At 47.5% G+C, this 18,741-nt stretch carries 17 protein-coding genes and 1 pseudogene; 4 read left to right on the forward strand and 14 right to left on the reverse strand.

Annotated elements, in window-relative coordinates; genetic code table 11:
- Entirely contained in the window at positions 1 to 555 is a 555-nt protein-coding gene (locus DP091_RS11180) for a PadR family transcriptional regulator (protein ID WP_113058475.1), read from the reverse strand.
- A gap of 214 nt (positions 556 to 769) precedes the next feature.
- On the opposite strand from DP091_RS11180, the gene DP091_RS11185 reads away from it, so the two are divergent.
- Complete coding sequence (locus tag DP091_RS11185) at positions 770 to 1,516, forward strand: EcsC family protein (protein ID WP_113058399.1); 747 nt, start codon at positions 770 to 772, stop codon at positions 1,514 to 1,516.
- A 220-nt stretch (positions 1,517 to 1,736) separates the two neighbouring features.
- Here DP091_RS11185 and paiA read toward each other — a convergent pair whose 3' ends face one another.
- The 3 genes and pseudogenes from paiA to DP091_RS11200 all read right to left on the reverse strand — a co-directional run bounded on the left by paiA (position 1,737) and on the right by DP091_RS11200 (position 3,411).
- A complete protein-coding gene (gene paiA / locus DP091_RS11190) occupies positions 1,737 to 2,261 on the reverse strand; it encodes a spermidine/spermine N(1)-acetyltransferase (RefSeq protein ID WP_113058400.1) in 525 nt (174 codons plus the stop codon).
- Positions 2,262 to 2,285: 24 nt separating this feature from the next.
- A pseudogene (locus DP091_RS11195) lies at positions 2,286 to 2,615 on the reverse strand (MarR family winged helix-turn-helix transcriptional regulator); the annotation flags it as partial.
- A 112-nt stretch (positions 2,616 to 2,727) separates the two neighbouring features.
- Complete coding sequence (locus tag DP091_RS11200) at positions 2,728 to 3,411, reverse strand: DUF6273 domain-containing protein (RefSeq protein WP_113058402.1); 684 nt, start codon at positions 3,409 to 3,411, stop codon at positions 2,728 to 2,730.
- A gap of 320 nt (positions 3,412 to 3,731) precedes the next feature.
- Between DP091_RS11200 and DP091_RS11205 the strand changes: the two genes are divergently transcribed.
- Positions 3,732 to 4,073, forward strand: coding sequence for an MmcQ/YjbR family DNA-binding protein (locus DP091_RS11205; protein ID WP_113058403.1), 342 nt, complete (start codon positions 3,732 to 3,734; stop codon positions 4,071 to 4,073).
- Here the strand turns inward: DP091_RS11205 and DP091_RS11210 are convergent.
- The 3 genes from DP091_RS11210 to DP091_RS11220 all read right to left on the reverse strand — a co-directional run bounded on the left by DP091_RS11210 (position 4,051) and on the right by DP091_RS11220 (position 12,049).
- The gene (locus tag DP091_RS11210) at positions 4,051 to 4,638 is read right to left on the reverse strand and encodes a dihydrofolate reductase family protein (protein WP_113058404.1); all 588 of its coding nucleotides are present in this window, start codon (positions 4,636 to 4,638) and stop codon (positions 4,051 to 4,053) included. The two genes, DP091_RS11205 and DP091_RS11210, sit on opposite strands and share 23 nt — an antisense overlap.
- 232 nt (positions 4,639 to 4,870) lie before the next feature.
- A complete protein-coding gene (locus DP091_RS11215; protein ID WP_113058405.1) occupies positions 4,871 to 5,665 on the reverse strand; it encodes an SDR family oxidoreductase in 795 nt (264 codons plus the stop codon).
- A gap of 474 nt (positions 5,666 to 6,139) precedes the next feature.
- On the reverse strand, positions 6,140 to 12,049 hold the full coding sequence (locus tag DP091_RS11220; protein WP_113058476.1) for an S-layer homology domain-containing protein: 5,910 nt from the start codon (positions 12,047 to 12,049) through the stop codon (positions 6,140 to 6,142).
- Positions 12,050 to 12,583: 534 nt separating this feature from the next.
- Between DP091_RS11220 and DP091_RS11225 the strand changes: the two genes are divergently transcribed.
- Both DP091_RS11225 and DP091_RS31320 read left to right on the forward strand, forming a co-directional pair.
- Positions 12,584 to 13,204 (forward strand): class I SAM-dependent methyltransferase, encoded by a 621-nt coding sequence (locus DP091_RS11225; RefSeq protein ID WP_113058406.1) that lies wholly within the window; start codon positions 12,584 to 12,586, stop codon positions 13,202 to 13,204.
- Positions 13,205 to 13,335: 131 nt separating this feature from the next.
- Positions 13,336 to 13,509, forward strand: coding sequence for a hypothetical protein (locus DP091_RS31320; RefSeq protein ID WP_181469777.1), 174 nt, complete (start codon positions 13,336 to 13,338; stop codon positions 13,507 to 13,509).
- 107 nt (positions 13,510 to 13,616) lie between these two features.
- Here the strand turns inward: DP091_RS31320 and DP091_RS11230 are convergent, their stop codons facing one another.
- The 7 genes from DP091_RS11230 to DP091_RS11260 all read right to left on the reverse strand — a co-directional run bounded on the left by DP091_RS11230 (position 13,617) and on the right by DP091_RS11260 (position 18,630).
- Positions 13,617 to 14,051, reverse strand: a complete 435-nt coding sequence (locus tag DP091_RS11230; RefSeq protein WP_113058407.1) for an SRPBCC family protein — start codon at positions 14,049 to 14,051, stop codon at positions 13,617 to 13,619.
- A 3-nt stretch (positions 14,052 to 14,054) separates the two neighbouring features.
- Positions 14,055 to 14,555, reverse strand: a complete 501-nt coding sequence (locus DP091_RS11235; RefSeq protein WP_113058408.1) for a MerR family transcriptional regulator — start codon at positions 14,553 to 14,555, stop codon at positions 14,055 to 14,057.
- 308 nt (positions 14,556 to 14,863) lie between these two features.
- Positions 14,864 to 15,457: a YdeI/OmpD-associated family protein gene (locus DP091_RS11240; RefSeq protein ID WP_113058409.1), complete on the reverse strand. Its 594-nt coding sequence runs from the start codon at positions 15,455 to 15,457 to the stop codon at positions 14,864 to 14,866.
- 222 nt (positions 15,458 to 15,679) lie between these two features.
- Positions 15,680 to 16,588: a hypothetical protein gene (locus DP091_RS11245; protein WP_113058410.1), complete on the reverse strand. Its 909-nt coding sequence runs from the start codon at positions 16,586 to 16,588 to the stop codon at positions 15,680 to 15,682.
- Positions 16,589 to 16,650: 62 nt separating this feature from the next.
- Positions 16,651 to 17,211, reverse strand: coding sequence for a pyridoxamine 5'-phosphate oxidase family protein (locus DP091_RS11250; RefSeq protein ID WP_113058411.1), 561 nt, complete (start codon positions 17,209 to 17,211; stop codon positions 16,651 to 16,653).
- Between the two features lie 440 nt (positions 17,212 to 17,651).
- Positions 17,652 to 18,056, reverse strand: a complete 405-nt coding sequence (locus DP091_RS11255; protein ID WP_113058412.1) for a nuclear transport factor 2 family protein — start codon at positions 18,054 to 18,056, stop codon at positions 17,652 to 17,654.
- 103 nt (positions 18,057 to 18,159) lie between these two features.
- Positions 18,160 to 18,630 carry a DinB family protein gene (locus DP091_RS11260; RefSeq protein ID WP_113058413.1) on the reverse strand — a complete coding sequence of 157 codons (471 nt, stop codon included), beginning with the start codon at positions 18,628 to 18,630 and terminating at the stop codon, positions 18,160 to 18,162.
- Between the last annotated feature and the right edge of the window lie 111 nt (positions 18,631 to 18,741).

The raw sequence follows: 18,741 nt of genomic DNA on the forward strand, positions 1-18,741 counted from the left end.
TTAATCCCTCGCTTCCGACAATTCATGGATTAGACTCATCACAAAAGCATGTTCGCTCTCGATGAGATTCAACGGATGTTGAAATAATGATCTCACGTGAAGCGGCAACCGGGCGCCCCCCTGCGATTCGTAGGTTTGTTTTATGTTCATTAGTGCCTCACTCAGAAGATCCAGCCTCTTTCGCAAAGCTTCAATAGCTTCGTCTTTCTCGATGAATGGTAATGCCGCTAGTGCAAGATCAAAGCGCTGGTCACGCTCCCGCGTCGTGGAAAGACTGGATAAGACTTCGTCCTTCAGCGCAGCCGTACCATTGTCTGTAATAACAAATCGGGTCGGCATCGGCCCTTTTCCGGATTTTTCGCCGGAGTGTTCTGACATGATCATTCCTTTTCCGTTCAATTTTTTAAGTCCCGTATACACCGAAGTCGTGCCAATATGCGCCCACTGCCGATAGCCGCGCTGATCGATTAATTTGTTGATATCGTATCCTGAAGCTTGATCCAATTCAGCAAGAATCTGAAGCAACATAAATTCTACATTAGAAAGGTTCACCAGAAAGTTCCTCCTTCTTAAATATTCCATATGTATAATATAACAGAGGTGTAATATATAATCAATAAAAGAGCACATGGCATTCATATGCCTTCGCGCTCTCTTGTTTGTGCAGCGAAACTGGACTTAAGTCGAGGTCCCCTCCCTTCCGCAGTCTGTTTCGAATCATTGAATTATCGTTACAATATAGCTAAGTATTTTTGAGGAGCGATTGATCATGAATTACGGACATAAGGTACGGAGTGAAATTGCTGACTGGGAACAAAAAATGTTCAAACCGCCGGGTTGGCTGGAAAAGACATCGAAAACCATCGGTAATCGAATCAATCATTGGATTCCCCCGAAGGTGCACAGCATCATTACGACCACCATACGATCGATCGTGCGCACAGCGTTGTTCGGTGCGGAATATACGCCTAGCCGTCCGGTTCAGCATACTCTGGAATTGGAGAATGCCGATCAAGAAGCGAAAGATCTGTTTGCCCTGTACCAAAAAATTGCGGTTGCCGAAGGCGCTGGAACGGGAGCTGGCGGCATTATGTTCAGCATGGTGGACTTTCCAGCTTTAATCGCGATCAAAATGAAATTTTTGTTCGATCTGGCCCATGTTTACGGTTATGATACCAAACACTTCTCCGAGCGGGTGTTCATTCTCAAGGTATTTCAAATGACGTTTTCAGGGCAGGAAAACCGTGCGAGGCTGCTCCATTCCATCAAACATTGGCATATGGAAAAGGAACAATGGCTCTCTGACGCCGATTACGCCCAGAATATGGACTGGGAGACATTTCAGATCGAGTATCGCGACGCCATGGACTTTCGGAAGATGCTGCAGATGGTTCCTGGGATCGGCGCTGTCGCAGGCGCGTGGGCCAATTACACCATTCTCGAGGAGCTGCGCGAATCCGCCATGAACGCTTATCGCCTCCGCAGATTGCACGATGATATCGTGGATTTAGGTTAATCCTCTTTATATCGCCATATGCACATCCAAGAACGTAGCTTGAACAAAAACAAAGGCAGCTAATCCGTAGATTAGCTGCCTTTTAGGTTCGCCTTCAACCCACATCCGAAATTACGAACCCAATCCAAAATTGCTATATTTTTCACACGAAAAGACTCCATATCTTGGACAACATGCCCGACATGATGAATTTTGTCAATTTCATTAGCTGAGTGCCATTTCAGTGCTCTATGAATGTTTTGGTCATGATAAAGTCCTTCTGTTCTTCATCCCCCATATAGAAAGAATGTGTTCCTGTTTGAACAAACCCCCTTTTCTTATAAAAAGCAATGGCATTTTCATTCCGTTCCCATACGCCTAGCCAGACGCTCTTTTTATTACGTTCCATCGCGATTTCCACGGCTTTATTCAGCAGAAACTTGCCAAGCCCATGTTTTTGATATATGCCCTTAATATATATCCTCTCGATTTCAAGCGAATCATTGCCCATCCATTCTGTTTGAGCATCATGGGTGTTGACCTTTAAATACCCGGCAATTTCCCCATTAGAATAAATAAAATAGAACTCCGAAGAGCTATTGCATATCTCTTTTTCTAATTGTTTTAAGTTAAATGCTCTTTCTAAATAGGCTTTCATATTTTCAGTTGAATTTTGATCTTTAAATGTCTCATTAAACGTCTCCACACTAATGTCTTGAAGTAATCCTAGGTCCTCTAACGTGCATTTTCTTATTTTTAGAGTCAATGGGGTTCTCCTCCACTTAGTAATTCAATACCATCTCTTGTTGCCCTTTTTTACAAACTCCCAGTCTTTTTCAACGTTCTTTCTGACTCTTTGTAGCAGATTAAACATGGCTTCTGCTTCACTTTCGGAAAAAGCCTCTAATGCAACCTTATTGGAGTAATCATGTTCTCTTTGTATAAAAGGATACACATGTTTCCCTTTCTCCGTTGGAAAGAGTTTTTTGATTTTTCTATTATGTTGATCTTCTTTCTTTTCTATAAAGCCATGAAGTTCAAGCTTTTTGATAGCACGGGCTGCAGTTGTTCGATCTACTTTTATCATCTCAGCTAACTTCTCTTGTATAATCCCTGGGTCTGGCAAGCTTTCCGTGCCGGAGTTGTATGCATATCGCCGCCAAAATTTCGTTCCCCGAACGGATGTCGAAGCCGATCTTACCGTTAAGAGGTGCAAAATCGAAAGCCCCGTTCTATTGCATTTTAAGTTTTAAAGCGGGGCGCACGCCGTCACGGGAGAGACTAACATTCGCATAGCTGCGAATACTACAGCTTGGACCGATAAAAAACGCACGCGAAGGCTTGTTTCCTTGTGTCCTCAGCCACCACCAGGAACAGCCGACTTCTTCGCCGTTTCTGATGATGTAGTTATCCTTGTTTGTTTTATCGTAAACATATAAGCTGCATCCATCGTTTTTTTTCAATTTGGCAAAATCCGTTCCAACGGCGCGCCGTAACTCCTTTCCGTGAATCTCAGATAACTCCTTAATCTCCGTAACGCTGAGCAAAAAAACTTTATCCTCCGTATCCGGGCTGCCTTCTCCGTTGTCCGCACAATGCGTCTTCTTTATGAATTCCTTTTCTGTCGCATTAAATGCGGTGTTGTAGAATTCATCGTTCAGCCACTTGCGCAAATCAGAGTCATGCCACGTAATATCCACGCTATCACGCCACTTCATATCCACGCTTTCGCCGTGATACCGCCTGCATTCTAAAATGTACTCGCTCAACAAGAACAGCTCTCTTCCTGAATTTTGCAGCACCCTCCACAGGATCGGGGATCTGTCTGCACCGTCAGAAGATTGCGGGTAAGTGCCGAAAGTAATGATGTCGCCGGGCTTTGCGCTAAGGAACGGCGCGGAAGCAAGATAATCCATTCCCAAAAAGACCTCCTCCTTTACGTATCTAGTTGGATTGTACAACATGGATGCAAGTGCTAAGTTAAAATCGGCACACCGTTGATCCTTCCCATATCAATTTATAATAGCTTACCTAGGTACTTTAATGTTTGTTTCTAAGGCTTGTGTGCTTTGAATTTGTTTGACGCCCATGAAATTTCACCTCAGTTACGGCTTGTCCTCCGACAATCCTATTTGTTATGTTATAAATAGTCCTACGCTTGATGTTGATTAGGAGAGCACAAAAATGCCGTTAAACTCACGGCATTTTTATATGTTATAGGTTGGGGGAGTTAGGGATGAGAAATAGACAGGAAGCCATCGATTACTGCTTGAGTTTGGACCATTCGTATGAGGATCAACCATTTCGTGATAAGAACTGGACCGTGATTCGACATAAAAATACAAATAAAGTTTTTGCGTGGATTTTTGAAAAAGAGGATCATATCTGGATCAATGTTAAGTGTGAATCCGGCATGCTGGAGTTCTTACGGCAGGCATACACTGCAGTAGTCCCAGCCTTTCATCTTAATAAAGACCATTGGAATTCGATTATTCTTGACGGCACCGTACCTGAAGAAGAAATCCGTGAAATGATCAAACAAAGCTATGTTTTAACTAAGGCGTCTTCTCGAGGTTAACATGGTTAACTGCATTCCTATCCAAATGATAAATGAGCTGCACCACCCCGGAGGAGAACGTTTTTGTATTCACCATCTTTAAATTCAACCTTTGCTTGATATCCATAAACAACGGTTTTCCTTCTCCCAAGATGACAGGGTGAACCGATAATCTGAATTCATCAACCAGCCCTAACTGAATAAAGGTTGTAATTAGGCTTGCTCCCCCATATAACCAGATGTCTTTACCCGGCTTATTCTTTAATGCATGTACTTCTTCAAGGATATGATCATTGATGTATGTCGCTTTATGATCGCTCCCTGTTTGCGTCCTGGAGAACACATATTTTTCTTTACTGTGAACGTTTGACCATAATTCTTGCTCAGCATCCGACGGATCCATATCCGGCGTGAACCGCCCCCATAAATCATAACTTTTTCTTCCATACATAATCGTATCGATTTGATTCAAAAAATCCATAAACCCCATCTCAGGGTCCATAATGCACCAATCTACTTCCCCTTTCTTCCCTTCAATAAAACCATCCAACGTAACGGCTAAATCTAAAATGATTTTACGTTTCACGATTTAATGCTCCTTTCGGGATTTATCATTCATTGTAAATCATAATTATGTCATCTTATGTCTTATTTCCATAAAAGCATCTTATCAATCCAAGCTGCCCGTTAGCTTAAAAAAGACAACCGATCTCAATGATCGGCTGCCTTCTTTTGCTCTGATTAAACTATCGTTCTCTGATAATGCGATGAGACTCGTAACTCATACGTTACAATGCTGAACGGTAAAAGAAATTCACTTAGAACCCGCCTCTGGAATGAATGATTTGTCCGGTAATCCACTCTGAATCTTCACTTGCTAGAAAAGCGATCAGACGGGCCGCATCTTCGGGAAGACCGATCCTCCCCATCGGAAATCTCGGAAGCAGGGCTGTTTTCACCTCTTCGGACATCCAGCCCGAATCGGTAGGACCGGGATCGATAGCGTTCACAGTGATATAAAGTGGAGCGAGCTCTGCAGCCAATGATTCGGTGAAAACGGAGATGGCTCCTTTCGTTGCAGCATAGATGAGATTACCGGGCATTGGGCCTTTTCCTTGGCCAGAGGTAAGATTAATGATTCTTCCTCCGGGCAACCCGTCGGTATGTGCGCGTTGTTCGGACTCAAGCATACGAGCGAATTCGGCACATAGCATGAAAGTCCCCCTAATGTTGACAGCACAATGGGCATCGATAAGAGCCTCATTTAATTGACGAAAATCGGCATCGACGCTGTACGTAGCATTATTGACAAGGATCGTCGGAAGCCCGATCGTAGTTCGGACTTCTTGCAGCAGTTTGACAGCCGAACCGGAATCGGCTAAGTCCAAATTCATATGTGCGGCTTGAACGCCCAACTGGCGAAGCTCGTCGGCAAATAAATTTGGCCAACTCTTGTCTGCATCATTCGGATATATTGTTTTATCATAGTCATATAGATGAGTATAGAATAGATCGGCACCTTCGCGAGCCAATGTCCGGCATATCGCGGCTCCGATTCCCCCCGGACGGCTTACGCCAGTGACGATGGCAATTTTCCCTTGCAGTCTCTTCATGATTCGAAATACCTCCTACGGATAAGAGAAGACAAGAGAATCGTTCATCATTGGAGATGAATTGCTTCCGCTGCCTTAACCAAAAAAAGTGGATACATCAAGTATTCGCGCAGCGGGTGAAATAAACGGTCTCTCGCATCCCTTGAAATGGTTGAGGATGGCATGATTCACCAAACCTATGGCAATTAGCCAAGGTCGAATCACGCGATCACCTACAATCAAACCATTACAAGGAAGTCCACATTAGAATACGAGTCCCCTTTCCTTCATCTCCAAAAACAGATTACAAAATATAACCAGATCATGTCAAGCAAGATATCCAAAGTATAGTACCTTAATTGAACGTATCTGACAGTTAGTTAAACAACAGCCTGAGATCACAGCCGCGACCGAACGGCAACAAAAAGAGCGGGAGGCTCCTCCCGCTCTACGTTAATCCATTAACATGATAACAACTCGTCTTTATTTTAATTGTTAAGAAGCTTCCCGGCTTTTGACCAGGTAGTTGTACATCAGCTCTGCTGCCATCCCCCGATTGGTAACGGACTTCGGTGACAGCTTGCCTCCACCTGTGCCTTGAATCAATTCGGCATCCAGCATGAAGTCCATCGCTTCCTTCGCATAACCGGATACATCTTTCGCATCCGTATAGCGTTCGATGTTATCTTCTCTGCCCGGCAACTCGTTACCGGCCAATTCCATCATCGCATGGAGCATGACGACCATATCCTGACGCGTGATCGAGTCCTCCGGTCTGAACCGGTTATCTCCCGTTCCATGGACCAGTCCCAGCTTCTTCGCTGCGGATAAATACTTCGTATAGTAGCGGCTGCCCGCATCGGCAAAATTACCGTCATCATCCGTATTCTCCGGGCTTATGCCGAATGCGTTCATCGCCATCACCAGGAAATCGGCCCGGCTGATCTCCTTCTGCGGCAGATACCGTCCTCCTCCTGCTCCCTTAATAATGTCTCGGGCAGAGAGGAAATGTACGGCGTCTGCATACCAGCTGCCCGGTTCCACATCCCGATAGGATACTTGCTTATATCTGATTGCATACGTGCCGAGCTTGCCCGTCTCGAAAGTAAGAACGCGTAGCTCTTCATTGTAATATCCGTTCAGCACAGCAGAGACGGAGCCCATCGCATCGACTTCCCACGCGACCAGCTGGTCCGCTCGTTCGTCACCCTTGGCTTCATAATGGAGCGATACCGATACAGGGGTGCCGCTTCCCGGCCATTCCACCGTCTTGCCATCGATTTGCAGCAGCAATTCGACGACCGGTCTGTTCCCGATTCCGTTAAGTTGTTCCGCGGAAAGCCCGCTTCGCTTACCCGGCCGAATCACGAGGCCCGTCAACTGCCCTGCTTCCGGCAGACGGTTCAGCATATCGGAAGGCAGCTTCACGGTTGCCTGCGGTGTAACGATTTCGATCCGTTCCCGCGCGTGGTTGCGGTTCAAGTAAGCTGACGGGACCTGGATGACGATTTCACCGTTGAACGACCGGGCGCTTTCGTCCATTTGAATTGTCACGGTCTTGATTCCGCGCGCGTTTGCGGCGACGCTGTCAAAGGCACCGCTGAGCTCCGATTCCCCGATGGCTGCCTGAGCCCTCTGACCGTTTATGGCGACTTCCGCCGTAATCGTTCCCGGTCTGGAAGGTCCAGTGGTCGGCGGCGTTCCTGGCTTGCTTTGACCTGGTTGATTACTTGCGCCTCCATTGTTATTGCCGTTGTTGTTTCCGTTATTTCCATTGTTGCCGTTATTGCCGCCGCTCCCATTGTTTCCGCCTCCGTCATTCCCGCCCCCCGGAGGAGGGGTTATCTTCGAGGTCGTAAAGCGATAGATCGGGCTCAGCTGCTTGGCGCCGAATTCGTCGGTAATATCCATATACCAGTAATACGTCTTGCCAGCTTCAAGCCCATTCCATGCGGCTGAGGCAATTTCTCCGGATTTCACGTCCTTTTTCTCGCCAATCAGCTTATTTTTGTACACGTTAACTGCAAAATAATCGGTTGCCACCCGTTTTTGAATGTCTCTGAACGCAAACGGCTCGGTAAAATCCTCGATGGCGTCGTCAAAGAAATTGTAGTCGTCCAAGTAAGGCGAGTACGTATCCACGTCCAGCGTACCGGAGGTTGGATCGAATTTCAGCAGGCGGAGATAGCCGTTTCCACCGTTCGGCCCCCCTTGATAGTCTGCCAGCATTTCGATCACCTGTCTCGTCGATCCGTCCGGATGCGTCACCGTCTTCACGACCCGGTTCGCAGCATGATAGTGTCCGCTTAGCACCAGCTGCACGTTTTTGTTCGGCGCGATAACCTGGTCATAAACGCTCTGCGCCATATTGGACAAGGTGCCGTTGCTCTCCAGATAAGCGTGCATGCCGACGATCGCAATGCGGTCCGCATGCTTCTTCAGCGCCTCGTTGGCCCAAGCGATCGTCTCTGGCGTGTCCTCTAGTCCAAAGCCGATATACAGGAAAATAAAGTCATGGCCTCCAAACGACACGAGGTCGTAATGGTTGCGGTTGTTATCCATTTCCCCGCCATACCAAGGATTGTTCTTATACCGGTCGGCCCCGACATACTTACCGTAGTAGGAGTAATCCACACCGTCAATGATGACGTCGTGATTGCCTGCGAGTACACCATATGGTACGCCCGCTTCATCCAGCTTCTTCAAGTTGCGGTCGGCTACCGCCCACTGCTTCTCGTCGTCGGCCACGTTCACAATGTCGCCGGTATGGATCACATAACTGAACAAGCCCTTTTTATATTCTTCTGCGATCCAATCACCCAGTTTATCGAAAATGTCCGGGTACGATTCCGCGTAATACTGCGTGTCCGTAAACCACAAAATGTTGAACGGCACATTCGCGCTCTTCACTTCATCCTGAACCATCGCCTGGATTTTGCCGTTTCGCACGTAACGCTTAGGATCCACTTCCGCCGTCAGGGCAATGTCGGATTCGGCTTCGTCACCGGTGGCCGACTTCAGCGCGGTCCACTTGCCCGTCTCATAATCCCATGCATACAGCGTCACGATGCGTCCCGGAAGCGTACGTCCTTGCCAGTGCAGCTCTACCGTATCCTGTTCCAACCATGCTTCGTCCAGCTGGACTTCGAATCGATGATATGGGAAGCCGGAATCCGTATCCGTAATAAGATACTCTCCGTCAGGGTATGCAACTTTGTCGGCCTCCTCCTTGCCGATTCCCTTTTCGCCGTCCGGCGCCAGTACAAGCGGCGGCTCCCGGTCTGCAACGTTGATATGGCCTTTGATCCCGTCTTCACGGGCAAAATCGTATTTATCCCCTTCCAAGAAGCGCACGTCCATCGAGTCTCCGCTCGGATCGCTGAGTCTCGCTCTCAGGCTCGGATTCAACCCTGCGTTCTCCGCGAAATCGGCTGGGGAAACTTCGCCCGGGAGAAGAGGCTTCTCCTCTTCAATCATGAAGGTACGGGAGATGTCCGCCGAATTGCCTGCCCCGTCGAGTACGGTCACTTTCAGGATATGCTTGCCCGGCGCAAGCAGCGTAGAAGACGTTTCGTAAGGAAGCGCGATTGTCTCACCATCAAGCTCCGCCGTAATGTCGGTTACTCCGCTTAACTGGTCCGAAGCGACCACATCCAGCGTGAACGCCCCTTTGAGCTGCATGGCGTCGGTCAACAACTGCCCTTCCCCATACGATATTCCTTCAATCTCGGGAGCGGTATTGTCCACAGTCACGTCGATGGACTGGAAGACTTGTCCGTTCATCGACATGCTTAGAGGATACACCCCATCCTTTACGGAAGCGGTGTCGAGCTCAGCATATCTTGCCGTGAACTTGTCCTGCGGAATCGGAAAATGGAAATCGCTGATCATCGGCTTGTTCGGGTTGCTGCCGTAATCCGCATCGCCGAAACCGTAATACGTATCCTCCCGGTAATTCACGGTCGACTGTCCGAGATTGCCCAGGTAGTTCAGCACCTTATCCGGTTTGACTACCGAACCGTCCGGGAGCACGAGATGGAGATTCATCACTTCGAAATCGTCATGGTTGTTCTTCCCGAATACCTTGTCATGATCTTTGAGTTGATAAGGAGCGTTCTCATTCCCGGTATGGACAGAAACGCTCGTTCCGGTCACGAAGAGGTCAGGAGCCATATCGAACATCGACCATGCGCCGTCGATATATTTAGGCAGGATTCGCCCGAAAAATTCCGTCTCCCCGCTTGCATTGAGTGCGCTTGCCGACGCTTGGTAGATCTGATCGATCCCTCGGGTCTGCATGCCCAACTGTACCTTGCCCGGCAGCGCCTTGCGAAGCGGCAGCGGATTGCCGTCGAAGCGGACTTCGATATCGTCCTCGGCGCGGGAGCCGTAAGCGTAGAAGGATGACTTCCCGCTCAGCATGCTGGCTTTGGCTAAGGATAACCCCGGATCAGGCAGCTCCGTCTCCGTACTATCTTCGTTAACTGTCAGAAGCCCGCCTCTGGAGTTATATGGGACCCGCGTACGGTTGCCGCTGTCGTCGACCGCATCGATGATATAACGATAGACGCCGGTTTCATTCAGCGTAATCGAGCCTTGGTAGACATAACGTCCATTATCCTGGGACGCAAGCGTGAGCGCATGTTTATCCGTAAAAGACGTCGGGTCCTCGGAGGCTGATCCAATCAACACCTCTGCGGCAGCAAGTGGCTCGTCGCTAGTGACGGTAACTGCATATCCCTGACCCTTGCCCAAGTTATAGGCGGTCTGCTCATGCTCGAGCGTCGGGGCTATCATGTCAACGCCTGTTACAGGCGGCACCTGACCCGGATCAATGCTGCCGGGATTGGCGTACATCCGGTTATCCAATCTTCTCATGGTCGTCCCTGCATCCGGGTAGGCATATCGAACGACCGCATTACGAACGTCGTTGACCAGCCTGTCCGGGCTGTCCGGCGTGCTGGGATCATACCAGGCCTGTACGATGTACGAATGGGCTTGTCCCGGCGCGGACAAGGCAAGCCCGCGATGCAGGGAATTCGGAAGATTGAAATCCGAAGCTTTCGAATTATCGTAGAAAATAATGTCGCTATCGTTCAGCGTGCTGTTAAAGTGCAGGTTGAAGTCGGCTGTCGTTGTATATCCTTTGCCGTTGGCCACGGCTTCCTTCGCGAACCAGATGACGGCTGAGCTGTAAGGCTCGATTGCGGTATGATCCGGGATCGTCCAACTCTTAGGTGCCGTTTGACTCGGGTACAGATACCAGAGCGTGTAATCCTTGAGGTCCAATACCTGATCCGAATTATTGTAGATTTCAACGTATTCGTATTGGTTGCCGCTTCCCCACCGGTAATCCCCCGCCGGATTCGGCAGAAGTTCAGTAATCAGGATGCGCGGAACGGTCCCGCCGGCAGCTCCTCCGGTTAAAGCCGTTTCATAATCGGCGGATCTCGACTGCTGAATTCCATCCGCTGCCTCGATATAATACTGCAGCTTATCCCCGATCAACTGATCGGCCGTAATGACCGCATCGAATTGATCACCGCCGCGATTATTCATATCGATCATGCTGTAGGGGCTATTGACGGCCGTTTTGTAATACAGCTTAACAACTAGTGCATCGCCGTCTCCGTCATAGACGCTTGCGCTTACGGTCAGCGGCTGCGTCCGATCTGCCGAGGCGACCGGCGTGTGACTGATATCAGGCACGCGATTGTCAGGCGGCGATAGCTGCCCCGAATCGATGATTCCGGCGGAAGGGGCAGCTTCCCGGGCGTAAGGAATCATTCCTGTACCTTCGGCAGGCGGCTGAAGATGCACGCTCTTGCCGTCGCCGACATCCTCGGCGGTATAATGGAAGCCGCTGATCACGGCGGCGTCACCGCCTTTTCGGGTTATGTATAAGCCGCGGTCCGTGTTGTTAAGACCGTCCTGCCCCCGAAGCTTGAATACCGGCACATGGCCGGGAACCGAGTGATACTGCCGGAAATCGGATTCCGTCAGGGCCGCTGCCGCTCCGGTTATGGACGAGCTTGTCCGTTCCACCCAGAGCACAGCCGGGCTGTCCGCAGGGATGACCACCCCATCCTGACTGCCGTAGACCGTGTCCGTCACTGTCAGCGTCTTCACGCCCGTATTATAGTCGTAACGAATGTTGAACTCGTCATTAAACGAGATCGGTGCCCCCGAATGATTGTAAAGCTCTACATATTCGAACAGATCGGCACCACCCGCGCCCTCGATTGTTTGCTGATTCGACCGATCATCGGGATAAACTTCCGAGATAAATACGGGCATCGCTCCCGAAGGCGCGGCATAGGCCGGGGTGCTTGCAAGCGCAAGTTCAAAAAAGCTGCTGCCGATCAGTATGCCGGATAATAAACCGGCGATCCATTTTCGCTTCATGTGCTCCTCCTCCATGCTTTTATCCTCTAAAATCCTAAAGCATAAAGGTCAAGCGGATATCAAATAAAATCGATTGTTTCGTAAACGACAGTAAAAATACAAGGAAACAAAGGAAGAGCATCATTATACCCATCCTTTTTCTGAATGAAGAGTTCATAACGTACCCATAATACGATGGTTCGGAGCTCGAACAAATATTTAGAATAAGGAGTGAATTGGTGTGCAGCGGATGATCCCTTTCAAAATCAATAATCAGAAAACCGCATTATCTTTATTGGCTGTTGGGGTTGGTGCTACATTGGTTGGAATGGCATATAGACGCCGGTCCAACGGGAATGCATGGAGGCGTATGCTCAGGTCTATTCGATAATTTTCTCGAAAAGTAAAAGATGAAGCAGCCGAGTAACACACTCGGCTGCTTTATTTTGCGTGTTTATATCGATGGGAATCGGTTAATTTTTCTACGTATAGGGAATGGGGCGATGAGTCAGATTAACCTTTGTGCTATATATAAAGGGTGGTGACTTGTTAGAAATGCCTCTATCTCCGCGCCTGTATCACTGGTTTGTCCGTCCCCAATGGATTACCAAAAAATATATCCATGACCATATTCAGAAGCACTTCCAAATGGAGAATAAGTTTATCCTTGATTTTGGGTCGGGTACTGGAGCCAATTGCTCTATTTGTCATTCAGATCGGTATCTTGGTATTGAACCCGACATGGATCGGGTTCGTCTTGCCAAAAGACTGTACCCCAACCATACATTTGAAATATTTGATGAACGCCAGATCCCTATAGAAAACAACTCCATTGACTATATCTTTGTCGTTGCTGTTCTTCACCATATATCGGATGAGCAGATTCGTTCCTATTTGGTCGAGTTCGAGCGCATTTTGAAACCAGGTGGCAAGGTAATCGTCATGGAGCCGTATTTATGTATCAAAAGAAGATTTAACAATCGATTTATGAACTGGTACGATGATGGTAAATATATCCGCAGCGAAATGAGCTACCTAGATTTATTTAAAAAAGGGCAGTTCGAATGTGAGGTTATAAAGAAATTTACAAAGTGCATGGTATATAACGAAATTTACTTCACGGCGGAACCAACCTGGCAACTAATTAGAGCGCTCGAGAGAGACCAATCCATGTGACTTTCTCGTGGGTTTAGTGGTTGATTTTTTGTAAAGGATCACCTTTTATCGATCAGCTTATTTTCTGCATAAATCTGATCTCAATACACATTCTAAGTTGTACATCTTTAGTGAGAAGGGTGGAATACGAAATGGCAAATAACAGGAACTATAATCATAATCAGCATGATCGTACGGATAATAATGGTCAGCGCCAGAACAAAGTTCATGGTGGTGAGTATCGCAATGGACGTCTTAGCCAAATTAAAAACAATAACCCGGAAGGTGAAGATATTCCGAATGAGTTTATAAGTCGGAAAGAGTAATTGATATCTATGTAACACTTCTTCACTCTAGCCCCTATTATCCATCCAGGTTGATGGTTTACCCCACTGATTCTTTGATCAGTGGGGTTTATAAATGCCGGACGCCTCTATTCCAGTGTCCTTCCAAGTGCATTAAGCATCTCATTCGTCCCATGTTCACGCACTTCAGGCGTATCATATCCGTCGAAGAATGCCCCCTGCTCGGTGAAGATCAGCTTTGTGCCGTCCTCGGTCGGGATGAGTTCGACTGTAGTGAGCGAAACGGAGACACGTTTGTCATCCGAATCCAAGGTATAGCTGTAGACGATGCGCTCTTCCGGCACAATCTTTTGGTAGCATGCGTCAAATGTAAAGACGGGCCCCTCTGGCGGACCACCGCTGCTATATTCGCGTCCTCCGACATGAAACTCGAAAATATCGGGTTTTGAGAACCACCTTGCTTTGGCAGCCGGATCGGCCCAAGCTTGATAGACCTTCGCTGGCGAAGTCGCATAAGTCCGCTCTACGACGAAGGTGGCGTGTTTAACAAATCGTTCGTTCATTGATTAATCCTCCCTAGATTTCGATTTTTTCTCTTCCTCGGCAATAAAATCACCCAATACATCCAGATGGTGCTCCCAGCTCGTTTTCCGCTCGATGACTAACTTCTCATGGCTCTTTTTAATCGCTTGCATGAGGTCAGTGAAGTCCTCAACCGCTAATGGCGCCATCCCCTGCATCGACTTGGATACATGATGAAGCTGTTCAAGAAGCTGCTGCTGCACCTTGATTTGTTCCTTGATTCGGGCTATTTGCAGCTTGACGATCTCTAGTGGGCTGATCTGCTCGTCCTTCAGGATGAGCTTTACTTCCTCCAAAGATAAGCCTAATTCTTTAAGCGATATAATCTGCTGCAGGCGTGACAGGTCAGATTCATCGTACAGCCTATGACCGGACTCCGTCTTGTACGATGGCGAGAACAAACCGATTTGATCGTAAAATCGCAAAGTCCGCACGGTGAGCCCCGTTTGTTTGGCAAGCTCTCCCACCTTCCAATTTCGTTTCATAAGAGCTCCTTTTGTTAGCGCTAACTATGTACCGGTAATGTAAGTATAAAAGATGACGTTACGTTAGGTGCAACCGATATTTACTTTTTTGTTGAAAAAACGACAATCAAAATGGTCCCTTGAACAATTGCACAATCGTATTTCTTGTACTCCTTCTTGATTATCTGTACCTTCGTTAGGATCGCTCTCTCATGCAACGAAGTGATGGGAAGCTACCTACAATAACGGTTAATTGCAAACTAAAAACTCCGCGTTTACGCGGAGTTTAATTTATGTATGTTCTATTCCTTCCACAATGAGAGTATAGACTAATCATTTAATCCCTTTCCATTCAGGATATGCGCGATATATTTTTCCACCCTTGACTCTCGGGTTTTGGATTGCTTGGGTGTGGAAAAATGTAGAATATATGCTCTTTGTCTTCCCGGTGTCAATGCTTCAAAAGCCGTTTTTAATTCGGGCATGTCCACGAATTTGCTTTCTAATTCTTCCGGTATGGTGTATTCCGTATTCTTTTTATAGTTCACTTGCAAACCGGCTTTCTCAACTTCGATGGCTTCATCAATATATGTTTTCAAGATAAGTTGCATTTCATCGATCTCTTGAACATTGGTGAACCGGATCTGACGCGCTGCCTGCACATTCGCTGTTTGTTGGATTAGTATCCCATGGGGATCTTTTAACAAAGCCCCTTTGTGAAACAGAAGCGCACAGTAATCCTTAAAGCCATGAATCAAAACGATGTTTTTATCGTCAAGCGTATAACAAGGATGCATCCACTTGAAATCCTCGGTCAACCCGCAGTCAAGAGCGATTTCTCTCAGCAGCTTAAACTCTTCCTTCCACTTCTTAAGCTTGTTAAAATAGGGATCGATCTTTGAATTCCTTTCACCGTTTACCATCGAGGTACCCCCTAAAGTTTTTTATGCAGCCATTCCAACCCATTCTCGAGTTCCAGAGCGGTTGCAATTAAGCATAGGACACTGTTTGGTGTCGTGTCAACGAATTCCGCCAGACCCCGTATTCATTTAGATGGAGTTTTTGTTGCCGATCGTGCATTAGTTCAGTTTAACAGCAGTTCAATCGAATTAAATCGAAATCGGTTCTGATTGAAGCTGACTCGTTCATTGAATCATTCCGGTGATCAACTGTAAATCCATGCCCGTCCCGCTGATCAACAATCGTTCCTTATTGTTCCCGAGCAATTGCTGGGTCCAATCCACGAAACCGCCATCTACTATATTCACTCCATTCACATTCACTTCGAAGTTCAGGCCTTTATAATACTGGTTGCTGCTCTCAACCCTGTCCTCGATCAATAAGCAGGAAGGAAACTCTACATTCAAATGATCGACCATTCTGTCCAGGAAACCATCTGAATCGGTATAGCCCTTGCGCAAATGAAGAAATACCTTTGTCTCCTGACCAAGCTTCCCGCCATAATAATGGAGATAGAATGCGATGTGCCGGGTCAGTGTATCTTTTTCGAAGCGATATGAGCCGGTATCTTTTCCTGAACTAACCAAGGTAAATAAACCGAAATGAGGAAGGACGTTGGCCTGTTTATACCATTGCCCTCGAGTGACTCTGCTGGCTGCGCAAACATGCACGTCGCTGATGCTGTTGTTAATTGATTTGTTCTTTATGCCATTCGCCAGATAAATCGCAAGCATATTGGTGCTGTCCGACATCAATTCAACGCCTCTTGTTGCTGATATCACCTTGTTTTGATCAACCTTTGCAATCACTGAACAGCTTCCCAATGAGGTAAATCCACGATGTTCGGCCAATTCGAGCATATCAAGCTCTATTTTCTTCAGCTTGATTGGACTGAGCTCGGAAGGCTTCACAAAACGATTCGTGGCATATTTGTTTAACAAATCGACGGGAGAACTTTGAGCCGTCATTTCTTGTGAAAGCGCGAGAAGAAGCGTAGTCATCTCAGATTGCGACAACTTTGTCGTCAGCTCCGTAATCAAACGTTCATTTCCTAATTTTGCAAGGATTGTATGTACGATTTGGGAATGTTCCATGTCCCATCTTCAACCTCCTCAAAGTCACTCCTGGCCCATCGTCCAGCCTCGAGATACCAACGCTATGTCCTTATACGTTTCCCAAGAGACGTCGGCAATCCGTCGAGGCTGCTCAAATTCTTTTCCTGCCAGTAACTGTGCAAGCCTTCTTCGCCTTTTTGCTCCGCCCATCGCTGGAGCGTCTCCCTCTCCTTCTCGTACGACATGAATGGGACCGCATAACCGCAGGACGTCTGGACTTTATGTATATCGACCATAATGATCTGCCGGACTCCAGGCAGCGGCTCAAACATTCCGTACAGCGCCTCCCACTCGTTGTCCTCCGGGAGAATCACCGTTCCGTTTCCGTATAGGCGCAGGATATTCGGCGGCCCCTGAAATGCGCAGAACATCATCGTGATACGACCGTTCTCTTCGAGATGGGAGCTGGTCTCATTACCGCTCCCGGTCAAATCCAAATAAGCAACCTTACGATCGGACAATATCCGAAACGTGTCATATCCCTTCGGTGACAGATTGACATGCCCATCCCGCGACATGGGCGCCGTTCCGACAAAAAACAGCTGCTGCTTTCGGATGAAGGCCATATGCTCGGGGAGCATGGCCGGAAACTGTTTTCCCACTCGAATCCCTCCGATAAACTTGTATTTGGTTTGATTCACGCTTGAACACCGGCTCCAAGTCGCGTTCTAAGGCATTGGAGACGGATCGCTTGCTTCAGGCTTGATCTCGTGCTTGGCTATACGTACATTGTATTCGAAGACGGCCCATAACTATAATATATTCTTAACACGCATAGATACACTTCGGTTATGAATGAGACAACGAACTCTTCGCGGGAGGCAAGCAACAATTACTCGGTAGTACTGCCTGAAAGCGGGATGATGGTTTTTGGTGGTAATGCGGGGGATGTTTTTAGAATTAATCTGAAGGATAAGTAGACTTGCAGCTCATAAAGCATACTGGACAAGGCCGAAAGTGTTTAATCGAGTATGTACGTCTGGAACATGTATTGGAAGCCCGATCCGAATGGAGTCTGGCTTCCAATATACACTGCAGCTTTTTATGGGTTCTCGTAGTTTTTTAAAGGCATACCTACATATTCGCGGAAGGAGCGGATCCGCCCTGCCTCATATTCGAAGACGATTGCAAGCTCATTACGAAAAGGCCGCCCATTCAACAAGCCTTCCGAGCGAAATACCACCATCCCGTTGTCCTCATTCTCAAGCACGATGAGCGGAGTGAGCTGCATCTGAAATACGGATCGCTCGAACCTGACCATTTCCTCAAACCGCTCTTTGCCTTGCTGTTCATGATTCCACCCTTCTAGCGGGAGCGGAACAGAGAAATGAAAATCTTCCGTAACCTTATTAAGAAAATCAGCCGTATCCCCCGTTTCCAACGCATGCCTAAAGGCATCAAACCCTTCACATGTTCGAGATTGGACTGAATCTTGAGATTTCTCCATCAAAGAATCCTCCTCATTATGGTTTATGGGTTGCTCCAAACAGTTTTCACTGCATCGTTTTAAATGGTGAGACGTCATGAAACAGGAATCTTGCTTAACATTGTTAACTCGACGAAAGAACCTTTAACTGGCTCGAAATCGTTCCAAGGTGAAAAGCTTCGTGAATCAGGATAAAGTTTAACAGCTCACCAGAGGTGTTGAAATGGAACGGTCCCAAGTCAAACGGAGCCGAAAGCTTCTCGCCCAGCATTTCAGGCGTCAACTCAGTGATACGGGAAAGCTGCGCCGTTAACATCTCGACCATCGCTTCCTTCGATGGAGGAGCAACCGTCCAATCCAAGGGCTTTGTTCCAGAGTTAAACAGCGTTTCATAAGAGTCCGGCACGATAGGCGTAGCGTCGAAGATCAAGGGAGAATACTTATCCATCCAATATATCATATGGCCGACATTCCAACGGATCGTATTATTGAAACCAGCCGGTTGGATATCGAACAGTTCCTCCGGGATCGCCTGCACCTGCTGCTGCAGCACTTGACGTGCGGTTGTTGCCGTATTGATAATCATTTCAGACATGCTAATTCCTCCTTTATTATGAGAACCGCTTGATATGTTCCCATTTTATGTCTTACGGAACTAACCATCAATGCAGTGGGCGTTACCGGAACGTTAAGTATCAGTTAACGA

It is taken from the genome of Paenibacillus sp. MDMC362, assembly GCF_003269305.1.
Classification (GTDB): Bacteria; Bacillota; Bacilli; order Paenibacillales; family Paenibacillaceae; genus Paenibacillus_AQ.

What these genes read in the sequence shown, in the direction of transcription:
- DP091_RS11185 (WP_113058399.1), top strand. Translation starts at nt 770, where the DNA reads ATGAATTACGGACATAAGGTACGGAGTGAAATTGCTGACTGGGAACAA.
- DP091_RS11200 (WP_113058402.1), bottom strand. Translation starts at nt 3,411, where the DNA reads ATGGATTATCTTGCTTCCGCGCCGTTCCTTAGCGCAAAGCCCGGCGAC.
- DP091_RS11205 (WP_113058403.1), top strand. Translation starts at nt 3,732, where the DNA reads ATGAGAAATAGACAGGAAGCCATCGATTACTGCTTGAGTTTGGACCAT.
- DP091_RS11215 (WP_113058405.1), bottom strand. Translation starts at nt 5,665, where the DNA reads ATGAAGAGACTGCAAGGGAAAATTGCCATCGTCACTGGCGTAAGCCGT.
- DP091_RS11220 (WP_113058476.1), bottom strand. Translation starts at nt 12,049, where the DNA reads ATGAAGCGAAAATGGATCGCCGGTTTATTATCCGGCATACTGATCGGC.
- DP091_RS11225 (WP_113058406.1), top strand. Translation starts at nt 12,584, where the DNA reads ATGCCTCTATCTCCGCGCCTGTATCACTGGTTTGTCCGTCCCCAATGG.
- DP091_RS31320 (WP_181469777.1), top strand. Translation starts at nt 13,336, where the DNA reads ATGGCAAATAACAGGAACTATAATCATAATCAGCATGATCGTACGGAT.
- DP091_RS11230 (WP_113058407.1), bottom strand. Translation starts at nt 14,051, where the DNA reads ATGAACGAACGATTTGTTAAACACGCCACCTTCGTCGTAGAGCGGACT.
- DP091_RS11235 (WP_113058408.1), bottom strand. Translation starts at nt 14,555, where the DNA reads ATGAAACGAAATTGGAAGGTGGGAGAGCTTGCCAAACAAACGGGGCTC.
- DP091_RS11240 (WP_113058409.1), bottom strand. Translation starts at nt 15,457, where the DNA reads ATGGTAAACGGTGAAAGGAATTCAAAGATCGATCCCTATTTTAACAAG.
- DP091_RS11245 (WP_113058410.1), bottom strand. Translation starts at nt 16,588, where the DNA reads ATGGAACATTCCCAAATCGTACATACAATCCTTGCAAAATTAGGAAAT.
- DP091_RS11255 (WP_113058412.1), bottom strand. Translation starts at nt 18,056, where the DNA reads ATGGAGAAATCTCAAGATTCAGTCCAATCTCGAACATGTGAAGGGTTT.
- DP091_RS11260 (WP_113058413.1), bottom strand. Translation starts at nt 18,630, where the DNA reads ATGTCTGAAATGATTATCAATACGGCAACAACCGCACGTCAAGTGCTG.